We start from the raw sequence: 19,635 nt of genomic DNA, 5'->3' as shown, positions 1-19,635 counted from the left end.
AAGCACAGCAGCGTTGTCCGTATGAAAACCGTCTCTATCACGTTTAATGAAGGGGAATTTGATGACTGCTTTCACCCAAAAACTGACAGCCGCGATACCCGCCATGCTGCTGTGCGTCTCATTAAGTGGAGTCACAACGATGAGTTATGCAGATACGACCAATCCGAACGCGCCCGTTTCCCTGGGCGAAAAATGGGATAAAACGTTTGCTGAGAGCACGAAAGTGGATCACCGTAAGGTGACCTTTACCAACCGCTACGGGATCACCCTGGTCGGGGACCTCTATTTGCCGAAGGATCGCGGCGACCGCAAACTGGCCGCCATTGCCGTTAGCGGTCCTTTCGGCGCGGTAAAAGAGCAATCCAGCGGCCTGTATGCACAGACGCTGGCTGAACAAGGGTTTGTCACCCTGGCGTTTGACCCATCCTATACGGGTGAAAGCGGTGGCTACCCACGTAACGTGGCTTCGCCGGACATCAATACCGAGGATTTCAGTGCCGCGGTGGACTTTCTGGGCCTGCAAAAAGAGGTGGATCGCCACCGTATCGGTTTGCTCGGCATTTGCGGATGGGGCGGTATGGCCTTAAACGACGCGGCGATGGATACGCGCGTCAAAGCGGTGGCGACCAGCGTCATGTATGACATGAGCCGCGCGATGGGGCATGGAGTCGGCGATGGCAAAGACCGCTACACGACAGCCGACCGCCGAGCGGTACTGCAGTACCTGAACGCGCAGCGCTGGAAGGATGCGGCAAACGGCACTTTCGCCCCCGGCGGGCATGACATTTATGTTGATGATAAAGGCAACGTCAGCGCTGCCGATCGTATTTTGCCGGAAACCTTGCCCGTCAATCCCAACCCGGTCCTGAAAGAGTTCTTCGATTATTACCGTATGCCGCGTGGTTTCCATCCGCGTTCGGTTAATTCAACCGGGGCAAGGAATGCGACGATGCCGCTGTCGTTTATGAATATGCCGCTGCTGAATTATGCCGGCGAAGTGACTATTCCGACGCTTATCGTGACTGGCGAAAAAGCCCATTCTCGCTATTTTGCCGAAGCTGCCTATAAGGCTATTGGCAGCAACGAGAAAGAACTGGTGATTGTCCCTGGCGCAAACCATGTCGATCTTTATGACAACGCCGCAGGCAAAATTCCCTTTAGTCAGTTTGAGCAGTTCTTTAAAACCAACCTGAAATAGATCTCCGGTGCCGGAGACATCCCCAAAGCCGCCACGCGCCTGCGGGCGGCTTTGTATTGTCGGAGATAAACAATGTTTGCATTAAGTCACACCCGGGCACACTGGAGCGGCGTCCTGGCGATGACGCTCTGCGTATTTGTACTCATTGCCTCAGAATTTATGCCGGTCAGCCTGTTAACGCCCATCGCTGGCGATTTAGGCGTCACCGAGGGATTAGCCGGTCAGGGCATTGCCATTTCAGGCGCGCTGGCGGTGCTGACCAGCCTGAGCATTTCTCGCCTTGCGGGAGCACGGGATCGTAAATACCTTCTGTTAGCGCTCACGGCGCTGATGGCGGTCTCGGGAATGATGATTGCCCTGGCGTCCAGCTATCCAGTTTATATGCTGGGCAGGGCGCTCATTGGGATCGTCATCGGCGGCTTCTGGTCTATGTCGGCCGCAACGGCCATTCGCCTGGTGCCGCAACGTCAGGTCCCCCGCGCATTGGCCACCTTTAACGGCGGCAACGCGCTGGCCACCGTTGTGGCAGCGCCGCTGGGCAGCTACCTGGGGGCCACCGTCGGCTGGCGCGGCGCCTTTTTATGTCTCGTCCCGCTGGCGATGGTGGCCTTCGTCTGGCAATGCGTTAGCCTGCCGTCGATGAAAAGCCAGCGCGCACCACAGCCGCAGGGAACCGTGCTGGGTCTGTTCCGCCGCTCGACGGTATTCCTTGGATTGCTGGCCTGCGGGCTGTTTTTTATGGGGCAGTTTACCTTATTTACCTATGTGCGACCGTTTCTGGAGACCGTGACCCGAGTCAGTTCCTCTGGTCTGTCCCTGATATTGCTGGCGATGGGTACCGCCGGTTTTGTCGGCACGCTGCTTATTTCGAGCGCGCTGAACGCCCGGTTTTATCCGACGCTGGTGGCTATCCCTTTGGTCATGGCCGCGATTGCCGGAACGCTTCTGCTGGCCGGACGCCACCCGGGATCAGTCGCCGTACTGTTAAGCCTGTGGGGCCTGCTGGCGACGGCCGCACCCACCGGCTGGTGGATGTGGATTGCGCGGACGCTGCCCGAGGATGCGGAGGCGGGCGGTGGTCTGATGGTCGCCGTGATCCAGCTATCGATTGCCCTCGGGTCAACGGCAGGCGGCCTGGTGTTTGATAGTCTGGGATGGCGCAGCAATTTTGCACTGAGCGGTCTGTTACTGCTGGCGGCGGCAGGGGCGACTTTTCTGCTCTCTGCCAAAATCAGCTCATCTCAGCGCACGCCGATTAATGAGCTGGATGCATAAGTCAAATCACAAATGACAGGGTAATCACGGCGACGTTTATGGCCTACCATGATGGTTAAACAAGATGAGGGCTGACCATGGAATATTGCGTATTAAGTAACAACCGTAAAATGCCGATGCTGGGTTTTGGCGTTTTTAAGGTAACCGATAAAGCAGAGTGTAAGCGGTCGGTGCTGAACGCCATTCGCACCGGCTACCGCCTCGTCGATACCGCCGCCGTCTACGATAATGAAGATGCGGTGGGGGAGGCCGTTCGCGAAGCCATCGCCGAAGGTCTGTGTACCCGCGAGGCGCTATTTATTACCTCCAAACTGTGGGTTCAGGACATGGCCAACGCCGGAATGGCGAAAGCCGGGATTGCCGCGTCCTTAAAAAAATCCGGGCTGGAATACTTCGATCTATATCTGTTGCATCAGGCGATGGGCGATTATTTCAGCGCCTGGCGCGCGCTGGAGGAGGCTTATGAAGCCGGTACCCTCAAAGCGATCGGCGTGTCCAATTTCTATGCCCATGTGTTAGCTAACTTCTGCGAAACCGTCAGAATCAGGCCGATGGTGAATCAGGTCGAACTACATCCTTATTTCGCGCAGCCCGCGGCGCTGGAAACCATGATGCACTATCACGTTCAGCCGGAAGCCTGGGCGCCGTTAGGCGGTGGCAGACATAATCCGTATGAAGAGGCTATGCTGCAGGAGATTGCCGATGCCCACCAAAAAACCGTTGCTCAGGTGGTCCTGCGCTGGAACGTGCAGCGAGGCGTCACGGTCATTCCTAAATCCACCCGCCAGGAGCGTATTGAAGAGAACTTTGCCATCTGGGATTTCTCGCTCACCGCGCGCGAAATGGCGCAAATTAGCGATCTGGATTTAGGTTACGTTGGCGAAGCAGTGAAACACTTTAACCCTGAATTCGTTCGCGGCTGTCTGGGGGTGAAAATCCACGACTGATCGTGGCTCAGCGTGAAGCCTGCTTCATTTAGCTGCCTGCGCCGCGGCGACGGGTTCGGTATGCTGGTTAGCGCCCACGCGTGTGCCGCGACGGTTGTCGATGCGGTAGTCGACCGTCACGGGCTGCGGGCCGGCGGGGGTGACGGTCAGCTCCCTGATCATCTGGCCGGCGTCCGGCGGCAGGGTCCGGGTGGTTTCCCCCTGAGCGAGCATCTGGCCATTTTGCCTGACCTGCCAGGTCAGGCGACAATCCTCGCAGGTCGTCCAGGTATCGTTAATCGCCCACAGGCGCACCGTCGCCGGGCTGCCCTGACGCCAGCTGGCGGTCACCGGCTCGATGGATGGCAGGATCGGCTGATAGGCGCGCTGCAGGGCATAGTAACCCGCCTTCGGCTGGCGCAGATAATCCACCACCCCCCAGTTGATGGAGGGCCATGTCTCGACAAACATAAAGTGGAACAGGGCGGTCACCGGCTGATAACGTTGGCGGCGATAGCTCTCCGCTGCCAGCGCCACCAGCCTGGCCTGATACGCCTGGGTGTTTTCAATCATCTCCTGAATAGTGTTGCCTCGTGGAATACCGGCAAATTTAAAGGTCTGGAAAGGCTGAAAATTATGGTACTTCCATCGCACCCAGCCGGGGTCGTCGGCGGCGGTGGTTTTCGGCCACAGCAGACGGGCCGGGATAATGGTCTTCAGGGTGGAGAGGCGGGGCAGCGCCTGGGCGCCAAACTCGGAAATAATCCCGGTTTTCGCCGGGGAGAGCAGGTCGCGCAGGGTGCCGAAATACCAGCCCGCCCAGTAGTGCTCTTCAACAGCGGAAAAGCGATGCACGATGCGGGAGGTATCTTCCGCCAGCGCATCGCCCACCCGCTGCGTCAGGGTCTGGTTTAAGGTTTTACGCCAGTCGGGGAAGCGTTTCTCCATCCACGGCGAGTTCCACGGCGGCTCGTTGTGACCGCCCCAGACAATAATCGCCGGCGAATTACCGAACTGGTCCATCATCGCCCGGGTCTGGCGCACCGCGTTATCGGCAAAGGCGACGCTGTCATCATAACCCCACTGCAGCGGAACATCCTGCCAGATCATCAGCCCCATCTCATCGGCCACCTCATACAGCGCACGGCCCGCCACGTGGCCATGAACGCGGATGGCGTTGGCGTTCATGGCCGTGACTAGCCTGAAATCCCGGCGATATTTTTTCCGCGTCATGGTGCTCAGCCACGGCGAGCCAATATAGTTGCTGCCCTTGATGAACAGCCGTTTGTCATTGATGCGCCAGCCCTGATTGTCCGCCAGCGCTTCCACCTTACGTAATCCGGTGCGGGTGACGGCGGAATCCATGATCCCCCGGTTATCCGCGAGGGTGGCGCGCACCCGGTAGAGGTTAGGTTTGCCAGCACCCACGGGCCACCAGAGCTTTGCCGAGGGCATGGGCAGCGAGACGCGCAGGACGCCTGCTGTGTTCTCCAGGGTGACCGCGAAGGCCTGTTGAAAACGCGGGCCGGAAAAATTGTCCGGGGTGGCCGTCAGGCGCAGCGTGACGGGGCCGGGGGTCACGGCGCGATAGCGGATTTCGGCACGCAGAATGGGCTGCTCCAGCCCCTGTCGCCAGTCCGGACGCAGGATCACCTCGTCGAGGGTGACGCCGCGGCTCAGATGGAGCTTCACCGGCGCCCAGATCCCCCCGGAATTGGCATCCTGCCCCTGAACCGACCAGGCGCCGCCCGGGCGGGTATCGTGCTGGTTCAGGATCCCTTTCATCAGCGTTTTGTGCAGCGGCCAGATCGTTTGCGGGTCTTCATAGGGGCTGTCGACCCGCACGGCGAGCTGATTATGGCGGCGAACGACCCCGGTGATGTCCACCGGGAAGCGCTGAAAATACCCTTCGTGCCGGGCCAGCGTCTTGCCGTTGAGCGCCACCTCGGCAAAGTAATCGACGCCGTCAAACACCAGGGTGGCCATGGCGTCCGGCGTCAGGCCATGCAGGGTAAACTGATGGCGATACCACAGGGCGCCCTGATGATCGTATCCGGCGCTGTACCAGTTTGCCGGTACCCGCAGCGTGCGCCAGTCGCCATCCGAAGCCTGCGCGCCGTCGAAGGCGCTGTCGTTGGCGTCATGCACCCGCCATTGTCCGGCCAGTGACCAGGTCACCGGCGCTGAGCCGGCGTGCGCCAGCGGCAGGCAAACCACCAGCAGCAGAAGACGTCTAGCGATCACGGGGAGCCTCCTGCATTCTGCGGCGCAGCCACAGGCGGCAACCCGCGATCGCCTCGGCCAGCGTGTTTTGCAGGTCGCCCGGCACGCTCTGGTCGGGCGAGGCTGCCTGGCTCTCCAGTTGCTGGAGCACCCCGGAAAGGCGCTGAAAGCCAAGGGTGGCCGCCTCGCCGCGCAGTTTGTGGGCGGCGCGACGCCACGTCTCCCGGTCATTAGCGTTAATGGCGTGGGTAAGGGCGGCGGCGGCAGCGTCAAGCCCAGCAGCGAAGAGCCCCAGCAGCTCCTCGACCAGCTCAGGATCGCCGGCGCACTGTTTCAGCAGGCGGGCCTCGTCCGGCAGGCCTTCCTCTTCCTTCGGACCGCTATCTTCCGCCGCGCCGACGCGGGCGATGGCCTCCCGTAGCGCCTCCTGGCTCACCGGTTTGGCGATATAGCCGTCAAAGCCCATCGCCAGACAGCGCTCTCTATCGCCCTGCATCGCGTGGGCGGTCATAGCCATCGCGGGCTGGTGCTCCCGGCCGAGCGCCTGCGTCTCTTCACGCAGCAGGCGGATGGCGGTTTCACCGTCCATCTCCGGCATTTGCAGATCGATCAGCAGGAGATCCCAGCAGTCGGCGCGCCAGCGCGCCAGCGCCTCCCGGCCGTTGTTCACCACCTCGCAGCGGTGGCCAAGCTGTTCCAGCAGCCGTCTGGCGACCTTCTGATTAACCAGATTGTCCTCGGCCAGCAGGATATGCAGCCCGGCCTGCTCTCTGACCGGTTCCGCAATGGGGGCTGGCGCTGTCGCCACCACCGGCGTGGGAACCAGAATGCCGGCGATAACCTGATGCAGTTCGCGCTGCGCCACCGGTTTATGCAGATAATGGGCAATGCCGATGCGCTTGAGCATATTGGCGTCAAAATGGCGGCTCATGGAGCTGAGCATAATAATCTGGCTTTGCCGGGCCTCGGGCAGGGCGGAAAGCTCCAGCGCCAGGGATACGCCGTCCATATCCGGCATCTGTGCGTCCAGCAGGATCAGCGGCCAGGGCGGCCCTTCGGCGGCCCGGCGTAGCGCCTCGCCGGCGTTGTCCACGCAGCTTGGCATCAGCCCCATCTGGCGAAGCATGGCGTCGAGCAGGCGCAGGTTGGTGCTGTTGTCGTCAACCACCAGCACCCGCTGGTGGTTAAAGTGGCCCAGCGGGGCGCTGTCGGCGGCGGCGTGCAGCGCTGCCAGCGGCAGGGTGAAGGCAAATTCGCTGCCCGCCCCGGGCTGGCTCTCCACCGTCAGCTCGCCGCCCATCAGGCTGACCAGGCGGGCCGAAATGGTTAACCCCAGACCGGTGCCGCCGTAGCGGCGGGTGGTGGAGCTATCGGCCTGGCTGAAAGCCTCGAAGATCGCCTTTTGCTTCTCCGCGGCGATGCCGATGCCGGTATCGCGAATGCGAAAGCGCCAGCGGTTTTCGTCGCCGGCCGGCGCTATCGCCAGCAGAACCTCCCCCTGATGCGTGAACTTCAGCGCATTACCCAACAGGTTGGTCAGGATTTGCCGCAGCCGGGGGCCATCGACGATCAGCACCTCGGGCACCGCTGGGGAGATATCCACCAGCAGCTCAATGCCCTTTTCGCTGGCGGCAGGCATATGCGGGCGGATCAGCGACTGAACAAAGGGGCGGATCTCCAGCGGCTCTTCGTCCACCTGCATCTTGCCCGACTCAATGCGTGAGAAATCAAGAATGTCGTTAATAATGTGCAGCAGCGACTGGGCTGAGCTCATCACCAGCGAAAGGTACTCCCGCTGCTCCGCGGTCAGCGGCGTGTCGAGGCAGAGCTGCGTCATGCCGAGAATGCCGTTCATCGGGGTGCGGATTTCGTGGCTCATATTGGCGAGGAAGGCGCTTTTCGCTTCGTTCGCCTCGCGGGCTTCCTTCGCCGCCTCAATGGCCAGCAGCTCTGCGGCTTTGCGCCGGGTAATATCCTGCAAGGTGCCGATCACCCGCTCTGCCTGCTGCTGCATATTGAGGGTGACGATCTGCCCCGAGAGCAGCATCCAGCGCCAGCCCTGCGTGGGGTGCTGGACGCGAAGCTCACATTCAAAAACCGGCATATGCTCGTTTTGCGAGGCGATCATCGCCTGCTGCAGGGTGGCGCGATCGTCCTCGTGGACCAGATTGAGCATAAAACGCAGTGGAAAGCGCCACTGCGCCCGTGACTGGCCGACCATCGCCAGCAGAGTGTCATTGACCTGCAGGCTGTCGCCGGAGACCTGCCAGTCCCAGATGCCGATCTGGATCGACTCCGCGGTGAATAAAAAGTCGTCATGAAGCTGGTGACGCGAGCGTCGGGCCTCGTCAAGCTCGGTGATGTCGGTATGCAGGCTGACAATCCCGCCATCCGCCAGCCGCTGATGCTGAACGTAAATCCGGCGGTTGCCCGACTGACGGACCTCGCAGTGGTTCGTCTGGCGGCAGTTGCGGATTATCGCCTCGCGCAGCGTCTGTTGCCGGCCAGGGTCGATGTTATATCCGGCATCGATAAACTTCTCCGCCAGGCTCTCAAGAGAGGCGCCGACGGCGAGCCAGGGCGCGATCGTTGGATAAAACAGCGCCACCTTATCATTCCAGGCCTGCAGTCGTTCACGCTCATCGTAGATCATCACCGCCGAGGGCAGGAGATTGAGGTCGGTACGGTTAGCGGCATGCATGATTACTGGCCAGCGGTTTGATAGTGGAGCTCCGCCTGGCGGCGCAGATACTCAAGCCCAGGGGCGATGGCCATTGCCCATGCGGTGAGGATCTCCTCATCGCACAGCGGATCGCTGGCGCGGACGGTTTTGAGCATCGCTTCCCGCCAGAGGGCAAAAAAACGCGGCGGCAGACGCAGGCCTTCCTCGCTCTGCGCCCGCGCCAGCCGTTCCAGGAAATCGGGTACAAAGAGGTCGCCGTTGACCGCCAGCATGGCGAAAAAGCTTTTAAAGATCATCTGCTGGCCTTCTTCGCCAGAGCGTTGTGAGAAGTGCTGCTCGGTTTCCGCAGACATATGGATAAAAGTAGTGTAGAAGGCTTCGAAGAAGCGCTGTTTGTCGTGCTCCGGTACGACGCGATTCAGGCTGGCTTCAAAGAGATCGCGATAAAACTTCATGGTGCGCTCCTCATGACCCGTTCGCCCGGCAGGCAGCGGCGGGGCGGGTTAAATTCGTCCGTCGCGCGGCGGGCAAAATAGCTGTTGTCATCCGCGAGGCCGTTTTTGAACAACGGCCCGGCGTTGTGTTTGTAAAACAGCGCCTCCAGCACCATGGCGTTGGTGGAGAGGGTGAGGGTGGCGTTGACGTCGCCGGTGGCCTCGACCCGACCTTCATACCAGCCGCGCTGCGGGTCGTTAAGATGGGTAGTGACCGCCATCAGCGCATCGGTATACTCGGTTTCCCACAGCGTCCACAGGACAAAGACCGCTTTAGTGGTCACCTGCGCCAGCCGGGGGTAGTATTTCCCGTCGTCCCCGAGCGTATTCCAGGCGTAGCCATTTCCCCAGACGGTGTCTTCCACGTGCCAGGGCGCCTGGGTAAGCGAAAAATCGGCCCGGGCGGTGAGCACCTTATCCTGCGTCCAGCGCGTTTTCTGGCTGAGCCATATCCCTTCCGCCCGGGCGCGCATAGCTTTTTGTACCTCTTCCGACACGCCAGGCGGCTTCCAGCCGAACTCCAGTCCCGGCAGCATGGCGGGCAGAGTGGAGAGCACCACGGGTTGCCAGGTGGTTCGCGGGTCGCGGTCGTCAACGGCGAGGCGGCGCTGATAAATAATCACATGGCGCGCCGGGGGTGAGAGAGCCTTGCCGGCCGGAAATCCCCACAGGCGGAACGCGCTGGCGGCGTATTCACTGTCTCCCAGCCGGAGCTCCTCGCGGATCGTCCGCTGCCCGCTCTGCAGTGAGGCGGACCACAGCTCACCGTCTTTATCGATCACCGGACAGAAGTTCCAGCGCAGGATAATTTTATCAATGTACTCGCCATACTGCGGCGCGCGTTCGGCGGTGAGCCGCAGGGCGAGCATCAGTCGCGCCATATCTTTCGCTGACCAGCCGCTCCCCGCCGGTTTGCCGCTGAAGTCGACAGGGGTCGCCGTCTGAGTGGAGTATAGCCTGCCCGGCGAACCGCCGTCGGTCAGCGTCAGTCGATTGAGGGTGCCGAGCAGGGGCGTCAGGCGGGCGTCGAATTCCGCTTCCTTTACCAGCCCCAGCTCTCTGGCGGCGAGCAGGGCGATAAGGGTGTCGCCCATCTGCCATAGCGTCGCGCGGGGCTGTTTGTCGCTGCCGTTGACGAGCCCGGTTTGCGGCTGGGTATTGTTCTCAACGTACCGCCAGGCGATCTGCGCCCACGTCCGCTCCTGCGGCGTCAGGCTGCTGATACGGGCGGTGGTGTGCCAGCCGCCTTTAGTCAGCCAGCGCCACCCCGCGCCTTCGCGACCAAACAGCGCCAGGGCGATAAGCAGCAGGACGACGGCGACGGCCAGACAGCGGGCTAGGGTTTTAAGCATTGCGCGGTCACCGGCGGAAGTTTAACGGGCTCGTCAGCCTTGCAGGCGGCGCACTGGCAGGCCTGGCAGGCGGGTTGGGTGCGCTGCGTGGTCCCGGTCTGCTCGCACCATGTTTTGACGGCCGGGGTGTTGCTCAGGAACGGGCGATTGCGCGGGCCGTTATTCGGTTCAAAGAGATCCACCAGCTTCTTGTCCCACAGCGACGGGGCGAAATTGCGGTTTTTCGGATTGTCGCTGGAAAACTGCAGCAGTTTGCCCTCTTTTTTAAACAGCAGCGCTTCCAGCATGATGCCGTTATTGTTGGCGGTAAATTCATTGATTGGCCCGTCGCCGTTCTCATACAGCCCCTCGTAATAGCCTTTACCCGCTTCGTTCGCGTTTTCAATGGCGTCCAGCAGACGATCGGTATAGGGCGAGTTCCACAGCACCCACATCCCCATCGCCGCTTTGAGCGACACGGCGGCGCTGTTCGGTACGAACTGGCCTTTGTCGGTTATGGTGTTCCAGTTAAAACCATCGCTGAACACCGTGTCATAGACAAAGTACGGGGATTTATCGAGCTGATGCTCGGAGCGGGCGGTGAGGATCCCGGTGATGGCGTAGCGATTCTCCTGGGCCTGATAGACCCGGTCGGCAAAGTTTTTCATCCATGGATGGGAGTACTCGCGCGGGCTGTTGTTCCGATCAGCAGGATTATCAAAGCCAAACTCCATGCCATACAGCACGTAAGATTCACTGACCACATAGTTATGCTGGCTGGTTTGCCGCGGGTCGCGCGAATCATAGGGGACCAGCACGCAGTAAATCTCCGCCAGCTCGTAGGGCTGCGGCCGGCTGGCCTGACAGGTGTTAAATCCCCACAGCTGAAAGCCCGCCGCGCCGTACTCCTCGTAGCCCAGGCGGCCTTCCTGAACGTATTTTGGCTGGCCGTTTTCCAGATACGCCCCGTACAGCGTGCCGCAGGGATCGACCACATGGCTGAAATCCCACCCCAGCACCACGTTATCGATGCTGTTGCTGTATTCCGGATAGCGCTCCTTGATCACCTTCAGCCAGATCAGCATTCTGCCGATATCCAGCGCCGAATAGCCGATTTCGCCCGGCTTGTTCTGGTAGTTCACCTTCTGTCCACTCACGGTGTTATAGGCTTTGTTGGGCAATTCGTTACGGAATAAATCGAGCTTATTCAGCGTGGCGAGAAACTTCAGCATCCGACGGTCGAACTCCGCCTTATCAATAATCCCCAGCTCACGGGCCGCGGTCATCGCGGCCAGATAGGAGGCGCTGTCCCACATGGTGGTGGAGGGGTATTTGTTCACCGCATTGACCAGCCCGGTGGTGGGCTGAAAGTTGGCGACGAAATATTGCCAGGCGTTTCTGGCGATAGTCATCTCCCTCGGCGTCAGCTCCCCGCTGCGCGGGGCGTATTCCGTAGCCGGCAGACCGGTCGCGGCCTGCGCGCCGGAGAGCGAGAGCCACAGCGCCATGAGTCCGGCCAGCAGGGGAAAACGGGATAAATAGATCAGCTTCATGGCGTTGCTCCTGCTGAGGACGAGGGGAGAGGGGCAGGGCTCAGGCAGGCCAGACACAGCATCTGCCCCCGGGAAATGTAGGCCAGGCTTTCCAGCACGATCGCGTTGGTATCGCCGTCAATAACGTCGTTGACGCTGCGGTTGAGGTTTAACCCGCGCTGCCAGCCCCTGCCCGGGACCTGCAGCGTCTGGACCTGCTGGCGCAGCGCTTCGCTCCAGCTATTACGGAACAGGGCGTACCAGGCAAAGGCGGTGCGGGTGGAGGTGATCGCCGATTGCTCCGGGGCGGCGCTGCGCGGGGCGAAGGCGCTCTGCGGCTGCCGGTCCGCCAGCGCGCTGGCATAATCCGGCGCGGGCTCGGCGTAGTCGGTGCTGATCGGCGGCTTGCTGACCCTCAGGCTATGACGGCGCTGCTGGATTTGCATGATGCGCCAGGCGATCTCCGCGCTCTGCGCGTCAAAGCCCAGCTCAAGCCCGGTGAGCAGGTACGGCAGGCTGATCAGCGAAGGCTGCCGACCCCAGGGCGTGCGCAGCCCCTCGTCGGGCACCATGATGCCGTCGATATCGATCATCTGCTGCCCCTGCGGCGGGTTGGTCACCGCCAGCCCCGCGGCGCTGTCGATCAGCCGCAGCGTATGGCTGGCGTACAGCCGGTAGCCAAAGCTGTCCCGCGGTTCATCCGCCGCCAGCGCCCAGTGGTGCAGCGGCGCCGCGGCCTGGCTGGCGGGGCTGTTGCTGATGAGCGCGCCGACCCGCCACTGATTAAACAGATCCCGCACCGCGGCGGCGTGCTGAGGATAGCGCCAGAGCAGCGTTTGCAGGGCGGTGAGCAGGCGTCCCATACCGATGGCGGAGGAGTCCGGGCTGCCGAGGATCTGCAGCGTGTCGGCATGGTACTGAGCGGCGGGCAATCCCTGGGCGTTGAGGGGCAGTTGACCGAGCGTAAACAGGGCGGCGGCAAGGCGCTCATCACCTTCGGCGGCGGTCACAATATGCAGCTGCTCTGCGGCGACCACGGCGAAAAGATAGCTGCCGACGCTCCACAGGCTAAGCCAGGGTTCGCCATCGTGCGCGTTGGCCAGACCGTTTGGCTGAGTATTATTCACATAATACTGCCAGGCCACTCGCGCCCAGATCGCCTCGTCAAAGGTCAGCTCGCGCGGGGCAGGGAGCGGCGGAAAATCCTGGCTCAACGTCATCCCACCGCTGCTCTCGACGCGCGCGGGCATCTGTTTTTCCACCCACACGACAATCGCAAAACCCAGCAGGAAGCCAATGAGGATGGTGAGGTAGCTGCGGGCGGGGAGCAGGGCGTCGCGGATCCTCATCGACTTGCCTCCTGCTCTTCGGGGGGCGTCCATATGGCGGCGAAGATCAGCGGCAGCATGGCGGCAATATTCACCGCGCCCCAGAAAATGTTGATGACGTACCCGGAGGGGTCGTCAACCTGCCCGCGCGCCACCTGAATGCCGCCCCATAGCAGCCCCGTAAGGGTGAGTACAACGATGGCAATTTGCGGCTTGACGAGATAGAGAAAACGGCCCGTCTGTCGCTCTTTTGGCGTGACGTGAAATTTGATCTGCTCCCCGCGCAAAACGGTGTTTAGCGCCCGCAGATTCATCGAGAAAAAGGAGAGGTAAGAGGCCCGGCCGTCCCAGGCCGAAATGCCCCAGGTGCCGAACATAAAGGCCAGTTCGGAGACAATAAAAAAGGGTAAAAAGTGCAGATAGAAAGGGGTAGACCACGCCGACACCGGGGGAATGCCGGTGAAGAGATAGATAATGGGCGAAATCAGGAACACGGTATTCCATACGCAGGCCAGATAGGACCAGAAGGTGGTCGCATACATCAGCGTTTGCGGCAGCGAGAGTTTAAAGCGGCGGCGGCTGAAGATGTTGTCATGGAACAGGATATCCAGCGAACCGGCAGCGTACTTAAAGCGCTGGATCATCCATGTCAGCATATCCTGCGGCGAGAGCATTTTCGACTCGATCCGCGGGTGCATTACCGAGCGCCAGCGGCGGGCAGCGTCGCCGTGCAGCAGGATGGAGGTATAAATATCTTCCGAGACGTGGAACTTATAGGGCGTCAGTTCAGTATCGTAGGCCACGTGGGGGCGCATGGCCTCCTGCAGCGCTTCCCGCGTTGCCGGGTCGCGAATATCCCGCGTATGACGCGCGATCTCGGCGTCAACGCTCCAGACGTAGCTGCGCAGCGCGGCCTGCATCACCGCTTCCCGCCGGTGAACGGAGGCGGCGCCACAGCAGAATGCGGCATTAGCCCAGTTGCGGCGCCGTAAAATCACGTCGTAAAACATGCGCGGATCGTTGAAAAACGGATCGCGACCAATGGTCACCGGACCGACGATTTTCTGCGCCAGCCAGCCCACGCCGTAGCCTGCGCCGCCCGCTTTACGCCGCAGCCAGCGCGCCAGATCCTCCCCCTCCGGGAGATCGAAAAACCATTGCGGGGTCTGCACCCAGGCGACGTCCGGATCGCGAAAATAGCCGAGCGTATTGCTCAGCAGGGTCGGGAAAACGCGGGTATCGGCATCACAGATGATCAGAAAGTCGCCATCGGTATGTTCCAGCCCGTTGCGCAGGTTTCCGGCCTTATAGCCGATATTGCTCTGACGGGTGATATAGTTCGCCCCCTCCTGCTCGCAGACCGCCTTCATCTCCGGGCGACGCCCGTCGTCAAGAACATGCACCTTATAGTCGAGCGGACCGGGATAGGTCATCCGCATGGCGTCACGGATCGACAGCCTGACCAGCTCCACGTCTTCGGAATAGGTGGCGATAAACAGATCGACTTTAATCGGCCTCGACTCCACCGCTTCATCCGCTCGCAGACAGTCGTTAATCTCCGTCGGGGGGACGCCTGGCGGAGGATCTTTTTCCTGCCATAAATTTATGGTGAACAGGACTGTGCCAATCCACGCCAGGGTTTCCGCCAGCGCCAGCGGAACGGCATACCATAGGGCGTCGGTATTTAAAGACGCGGTCCAGCGCCAGTAAATATAATTGGCGCCGAGAACCAGGGCGGCCACGGCTAATACCTGCCAGATCATCCTCACCCAGCGCGGGGTGCTGAGCGGCTCAGGCGGTCGACGATGTTCAAAACGGGAAAAATAAAAATCCATAGCAAGGATATCCTGATTCCGCGCTGAGTTTGAATGACTGGTCTGTTATTGATTGGCGGCGTTCTGCAGAACGCACAGGGGCTTATAAATAACAGTAAAGTGAGTGTAGATGGTGGCGTAAAAATTTCAACAGCGCGAAATGATAGTCACCGGGATGACTTAACATAGTGTGATGTACGCAGGCGGAATTTATAAAATGAGCATTGCAAGATAGCGCATTCTACACTATCTAAATAATTTGTAATAAATGTTGCAGGGTAGACGACGGGATCCCTCATGAGCCAGGTTGTTTCAGCGATTTCGCAAAAAGAAACTTATAAATCAACGGCCTGGCGTTACTCTCTGACCGGGGATCGCGACCTGCGTATCGACTTTATGCGCGGTATTGCTCTCGTGATGATGGTGGTGGCGCATACGGAAGTGATGTCGATATTTAATATTTTCAGCTGGGAACGATTTGGTTTGACCACCGGTGCCGAGGGCTTTGTGATCCTGTCCGGCTTCATGTTAGGGATGCTAAATCGTGTCAGATTACAAAAGGCAGTATTAGTGACGGTGAGCTGGGGGCTTTATCTTCGCGCCTGGAAAATATATCAGGTTAATATTATTATTATTGTCTCTTTTCTTTTGCTGAGATATTTACCTCATATTAATGTCTATGAAGTCACTCATTTTACCGACCGCTTTTCCGGGACCAGTTGGTCGCTTTATCCGCTAACCCCACAAATAAAAGAGACGTGGTTTAACATTATCCTCTATCTGCAGATTGGCCCGCATCAGACGCAGATCCTCGGTCTCTATATTTTTTTGTTATTGCTCAGCCCGCTGTTTCTCGGCATGCTGCAAAAGGGTCACGTCTACCCATTACTGGGCGTCTCGCTGCTGATCTACGGCTGCTGGCAACGCTGGCCGGTACGGGTGACGCCCTGCGAATTTGAATTCGCCTTTCCCCTGATGGCCTGGCAATTTATCTTTGTGCTGGGAATGTGCTGCGGCTGGTACAAAGCGGAACTGATCTCTTTCGCCCGCACGCCGCCCGGCAAAGTCGCCGTCGCGGCGCTGGTGTGCATCGCGCTTATCCTTGCGTTTGTCGCCCAGAATCATACCAATCCTTTTATGCCGCCCGCGCTGCTGATGCACGTGATCCCACCGGCGGAATTTAACGCCTTTTACCATACCTGGGCGGCGAAAAACGGCCTCGGGCCGGTACGGATCCTTAATGATATCAGTCTGATGGTCACTATTTATCTGCTGTTGACCCGGTGCTGGCGCCCCCTGAACTGGCTGGCAGGCTGGTTCCTGATCCCGCTCGGGCAGCGTTCGCTCTACACCTTTATTTTGCATGTTTACATCGTGCTCGCCGTAAGCCAGTTGGTCACCTTCGATCTGTGGCGCCAGGCGTGGATAATGAACACCTTGATCCATGCCGCCGCGCTGGGCGTACTGTGGCTGATGGCCAAATACCGCGTCGCCGCACGCTGGATACCTAACTAAGGAAGGGCAAATGCGGGAGAAATATATGCTGGCCTGTGCGCTATGGTGCGCCATCGCAGGTGCCGAAGGAGCAGAGAAGAACGACGCACAACCGCTGCGTGATAAAAATGGTGAACCGGTGCAGGCCGGGGTGTTTACCAGCCGCTGGGGACGGCTTTTTTCCGGGAATGACAAGGTGTTTTCCGGAGCGCTGAGCTTTAGTTCGGGTTTAAAAGAGCAGTGGATGACCGTCCCCAACAGCTCAGACAGCGCAGAACAGAAGAAAAAATATAATCAGACGCTGAACCTCAGCCTGCAATACTCGCCTTACAGCTTCTGGTTCGCCAACGTGACATCCCGTTTACCGGTGACCGATACCAGCCGCTATACCGCCGATTTTCGCTATAGTTTTGGCTACGACGACTGGCATGCCAACACCGTCAGCCTGGTTTACAGTAACTATGGCGATAACCACTTCTGGACCTCGGGCAGCAAGCGTCACACCTATTTTGAGCAGGGGGCGATTACCCTGGCGTATAAATTTTCGCTGCCGAAGCCCATGGAGCATGCGCTATTGATTAACAAAGGCGATGCCATTATCTGCCAGGTAGGCTACAGCTGGGTGCCGCGCTATTACGATCTGGAGAGCGATGACATCCGCAAAAACAAAAATGTGCTGCTCGGCGGCTGCGGATATACCTTTAAGCAGCATTTTTTTGTGCGCGCTACCGCGTTCTGGTATCCGGACAGTAGCCAGCAGCAGCCGTGGAATGGCGACTACAGTTACAGTTTCGGCTACGCGGGCTATACGCCAGGATCGTTCTCTGTGCAGTATGCCAACTATGCCGGTACCCGCTATCCGGGGCACGACAGCGGCAGCGGCAAGTTTCGTGAAGGCACGATCAGCCTTATCTGGTTCTTGCCGATTTAGGAGGCGCGATGTCGGCACAGCACGTCCTGATTGTTGAAGATTCGCTGGTTTATCGTCGGCTGCTAAGCCGGATGTTGACGCAGTGGGGCTATATCGTCAGTGAGGCGGAAAACGGCGTCGCTGCGCTGGCGATCCTCGAAAACCAGCCCGTCAGCCTGGTGATAAGCGACTGGGAGATGCCAGAGATGAATGGCCTGACGATGTGCCGGGAAGTTCGCCGTCGCCAGTTTGGTCACTACGTTTATCTGATATTGCTTACCGCCCGCGAAGACCCTGGCGATTTAACGCAGGGGTTTGAGGCCGGGGCCGATGATTTTCTCAGCAAACCGGTAGAGCAGAGCGAACTGCGGGCGCGGCTGCACGCCGGGTCGCGGATCCTCTCCCTTGAGGCTGACCTCGCCGCGCGCAATGCGCGGCTGAGCGAAGCGCTGCGACAGATTGAACAGGATCTGGAGCTGGCGGCGCGCATTCAGCAGTCGGTTCTCCCGGCTCATCAGCTGCGTCATCAGGGATTTTTCTCCGACTGGATTTTCCTGCCCTCGGCCTGGGTGTCGGGAGATATTTTTAACGTCTTCCCGTTGGGCGATCGGCTCGGATTTTACTGCGTGGATGTCTCCGGACACGGCGTGGGGGCGGCGATGATGTCGCTCGCCGTCGCCCGCCAGTTTCTGCATGGCAGGGCCGTTGAGCGCTTTCTTTTTACGGCAGACAACCAGCCGGCGTCGCCTGCTGAAGTGGTGGCGATCCTTAATGGTCGTTTTTGCAGTGACGAAACAGAGATTGTCAGCTATTTCACCCTGATCTATGGCGTCATTGACCTGAAGACCGGCGCGGGCAAACTCTGTCAGGCCGGGCATCCCACGCCTTTTATCGTGAGCCCGGACGCAGCCGTCCGTCCGGTCGGCAGCGGCGGGGCGCCGGTGGGGTTGATAGACCATCTCTCGTGGGCAGATGTCAGTTTCTCACTGGCGCCGGGAGAGCGGCTGTGCCTGTTCAGCGACGGCATCACCGAATGTGAAAACCGGAGCGGTGAACAGTTTGGCGAGGCGCGTTTACAAGCGTGGCTGCAGGACAGCGTGACGCAGCCGCTGCCCGCGCTGCTGCCGGGGTTTGCCCGGCACCTGATCCGCTGGCGCAGTGGCGACGGGCAGGAGACTCAGGCGATGGCCGATGATGTTTCACTCTTGATTATTGAACGTACAGGGGACAGTGATGAAAATTGAAACCGAACGGCAGGCCTCGGTGACGATCCTGACGCCGGCGGTGCGTCGGCTGGATGCGTCCGTCGCGGTAGCCTTTAAAGCGGCAATCGCCCAGGAGATAGGCGAAGATCGCACCGATCTGATTGTTGATTTCAGTAAAATCGATTTTATAGACAGCAGCGGTTTGGGAACGCTGGTTTCCCTGATGAAAATGATGAATGGTAAAGGAGAAATGACACTGTGCGCGCTGAACCCCGGCATCCGCAATATGTTTACCCTGACCAGGATGGATCGTATTTTTCGTATTTGCGAGGATCGCACTTCAGCCCTTGCGCAGTTCAATCCGTGATGCGCCCGTGAATAACGTCATGCTGTTTCCTGCCCAACTCAGCTCGCTTTCACCGCTGGCGGCGTGGCTGACTCAACAAATGACGCCGCTGTCCGTCGGGGAGGAGTGGCGCTTCGCGCTCGATCTTGCCGCCTGTGAGACGGCCACCAATATCATTCGCTATGCGCTGCATGAGGATCGGCAACGCGTTTTTCGTGTCGAATTTATCGCAGCGGAGGACCGGGTGACGCTGCGCTTTATTGATGCAGGAGAGGTCTTTCCGGCAGAGCGCCTGGCGCTGGCGCGTAGCGATGAGCGCTTCGATGTCGATCCGTTAGCGGAAAGCGGCAGAGGTTTGCGGCTCATTCTGCGCGCGGTGGACTATTTTAATGTGGAAACCCGCGCCGGGGAGAATGTGACGACCCTGATAAAAGCGTTGCCGGATGCCGGCCTTCGCCATTCCACCGACGGTGCGTCAGGTGAAGGACCAGAGGTTGCCCCCAAGTGAATCACCGGGGGGATTTTCCCGCCCGCGTTCACCCGCTTCATCGTCTTATGGCTGTGCCTGAGCGGTGGACAGCGCGCCCAGGTGATAAGGGCGAATAGTATCTAAGGTCATCATGGCCGATTTGCAGAAAATGCATTTCGCACCAAAGGGATTTTTTTCCGTCACGTCAAACTGGGACGTTCTGTACTGGGAGCCATGGCAGCATGGGCATCTAAAATGGATATGTTCAATCATAATGTAAACCTTGTATGGGTAATGTTCTGTTGAAAAGACAATGGTCGTTTTCAGGGAAATTAACGCGGCTGATTTTTGTTAGTGGTAAGCCGGGTATTGGGTCAGACGGAGGGCTTTTTTAACGAGCCAACAGG

The 19,635-nt window shown here is 59.5% G+C and carries 16 protein-coding genes; 8 read left to right on the top strand and 8 right to left on the bottom strand.

Going from position 1 to position 19,635, the window contains the following annotated elements; genetic code table 11:
• Nucleotides 1-61: 61 nt before the first annotated feature.
• The 3 genes from LGM20_RS14510 to LGM20_RS14500 all read left to right on the top strand — a co-directional run bounded on the left by LGM20_RS14510 (nucleotide 62) and on the right by LGM20_RS14500 (nucleotide 3,420).
• Nucleotides 62-1,198 carry an alpha/beta hydrolase gene (locus LGM20_RS14510; RefSeq protein WP_044522481.1) on the top strand — a complete coding sequence of 379 codons (1,137 nt, stop codon included), beginning with the start codon at nucleotides 62-64 and terminating at the stop codon, nucleotides 1,196-1,198.
• A 72-nt stretch (nucleotides 1,199-1,270) separates the two neighbouring features.
• Nucleotides 1,271-2,473 (top strand): MFS transporter, encoded by a 1,203-nt coding sequence (locus LGM20_RS14505; RefSeq protein WP_044522483.1) that lies wholly within the window; start codon nucleotides 1,271-1,273, stop codon nucleotides 2,471-2,473.
• Between the two features lie 77 nt (nucleotides 2,474-2,550).
• Nucleotides 2,551-3,420: an aldo/keto reductase gene (locus LGM20_RS14500; protein ID WP_044522485.1), complete on the top strand. Its 870-nt coding sequence runs from the start codon at nucleotides 2,551-2,553 to the stop codon at nucleotides 3,418-3,420.
• A 24-nt stretch (nucleotides 3,421-3,444) separates the two neighbouring features.
• On the opposite strand, the gene LGM20_RS14495 is transcribed toward LGM20_RS14500, so the two are convergent.
• The 7 genes from LGM20_RS14495 to LGM20_RS14465 are packed head-to-tail and all read right to left on the bottom strand — an operon-like array spanning nucleotide 3,445 to nucleotide 14,825.
• Nucleotides 3,445-5,643 carry a glycoside hydrolase family 2 protein gene (locus tag LGM20_RS14495; protein ID WP_044522487.1) on the bottom strand — a complete coding sequence of 733 codons (2,199 nt, stop codon included), beginning with the start codon at nucleotides 5,641-5,643 and terminating at the stop codon, nucleotides 3,445-3,447.
• A complete protein-coding gene (locus LGM20_RS14490; RefSeq protein WP_044522490.1) occupies nucleotides 5,633-8,323 on the bottom strand; it encodes a hybrid sensor histidine kinase/response regulator in 2,691 nt (896 codons plus the stop codon). Before LGM20_RS14490 ends, LGM20_RS14495 begins: the two co-directional genes overlap by 11 nt.
• A gap of 2 nt (nucleotides 8,324-8,325) precedes the next feature.
• A complete protein-coding gene (locus LGM20_RS14485) occupies nucleotides 8,326-8,760 on the bottom strand; it encodes a globin family protein (RefSeq protein WP_023289374.1) in 435 nt (144 codons plus the stop codon).
• A complete protein-coding gene (locus LGM20_RS14480) occupies nucleotides 8,757-10,151 on the bottom strand; it encodes a DUF3131 domain-containing protein (RefSeq protein WP_044522493.1) in 1,395 nt (464 codons plus the stop codon). The genes LGM20_RS14485 and LGM20_RS14480 overlap by 4 nt, the downstream gene beginning before the upstream one ends.
• On the bottom strand, nucleotides 10,136-11,683 hold the full coding sequence (locus tag LGM20_RS14475; RefSeq protein WP_044522496.1) for a DUF3131 domain-containing protein: 1,548 nt from the start codon (nucleotides 11,681-11,683) through the stop codon (nucleotides 10,136-10,138). Before LGM20_RS14475 ends, LGM20_RS14480 begins: the two co-directional genes overlap by 16 nt.
• A complete protein-coding gene (locus tag LGM20_RS14470) occupies nucleotides 11,680-13,011 on the bottom strand; it encodes a DUF3131 domain-containing protein (protein ID WP_044522499.1) in 1,332 nt (443 codons plus the stop codon). The genes LGM20_RS14475 and LGM20_RS14470 overlap by 4 nt, the downstream gene beginning before the upstream one ends.
• A complete protein-coding gene (locus LGM20_RS14465) occupies nucleotides 13,008-14,825 on the bottom strand; it encodes a glycosyltransferase family 2 protein (RefSeq protein ID WP_044522501.1) in 1,818 nt (605 codons plus the stop codon). The genes LGM20_RS14470 and LGM20_RS14465 overlap by 4 nt, the downstream gene beginning before the upstream one ends.
• 276 nt (nucleotides 14,826-15,101) lie before the next feature.
• Here LGM20_RS14465 and opgC point away from each other — a divergent pair, with 276 nt between their 5' ends.
• The 5 genes from opgC to LGM20_RS14440 are packed head-to-tail and all read left to right on the top strand — an operon-like array spanning nucleotide 15,102 to nucleotide 19,267.
• Entirely contained in the window at nucleotides 15,102-16,319 is a 1,218-nt protein-coding gene (gene opgC / locus LGM20_RS14460) for an OpgC domain-containing protein (RefSeq protein WP_044522503.1), read from the top strand.
• Between the two features lie 10 nt (nucleotides 16,320-16,329).
• Complete coding sequence (locus tag LGM20_RS14455; protein ID WP_044522506.1) at nucleotides 16,330-17,229, top strand: hypothetical protein; 900 nt, start codon at nucleotides 16,330-16,332, stop codon at nucleotides 17,227-17,229.
• Between the two features lie 8 nt (nucleotides 17,230-17,237).
• A complete protein-coding gene (locus LGM20_RS14450; RefSeq protein ID WP_044522508.1) occupies nucleotides 17,238-18,452 on the top strand; it encodes a PP2C family protein-serine/threonine phosphatase in 1,215 nt (404 codons plus the stop codon).
• On the top strand, nucleotides 18,442-18,780 hold the full coding sequence (locus tag LGM20_RS14445) for an STAS domain-containing protein (RefSeq protein WP_023289382.1): 339 nt from the start codon (nucleotides 18,442-18,444) through the stop codon (nucleotides 18,778-18,780). Before LGM20_RS14450 ends, LGM20_RS14445 begins: the two co-directional genes overlap by 11 nt.
• A gap of 19 nt (nucleotides 18,781-18,799) precedes the next feature.
• Entirely contained in the window at nucleotides 18,800-19,267 is a 468-nt protein-coding gene (locus LGM20_RS14440) for an ATP-binding protein (RefSeq protein WP_072013416.1), read from the top strand.
• 45 nt (nucleotides 19,268-19,312) lie between these two features.
• Here LGM20_RS14440 and ymcF read toward each other — a convergent pair whose 3' ends face one another.
• Nucleotides 19,313-19,501, bottom strand: a complete 189-nt coding sequence (gene ymcF / locus LGM20_RS14435; protein ID WP_023289384.1) for a cold shock small protein YmcF — start codon at nucleotides 19,499-19,501, stop codon at nucleotides 19,313-19,315.
• Nucleotides 19,502-19,635 lie beyond the last annotated feature (134 nt).

The organism is Klebsiella quasipneumoniae subsp. quasipneumoniae, from assembly GCF_020525925.1.
GTDB classification, from domain to species: domain Bacteria; phylum Pseudomonadota; class Gammaproteobacteria; order Enterobacterales; family Enterobacteriaceae; genus Klebsiella; species Klebsiella quasipneumoniae.
Note: the sequence above shows the minus strand (reverse complement) of the source record. Positions and strands in the feature narration are given on the sequence as shown.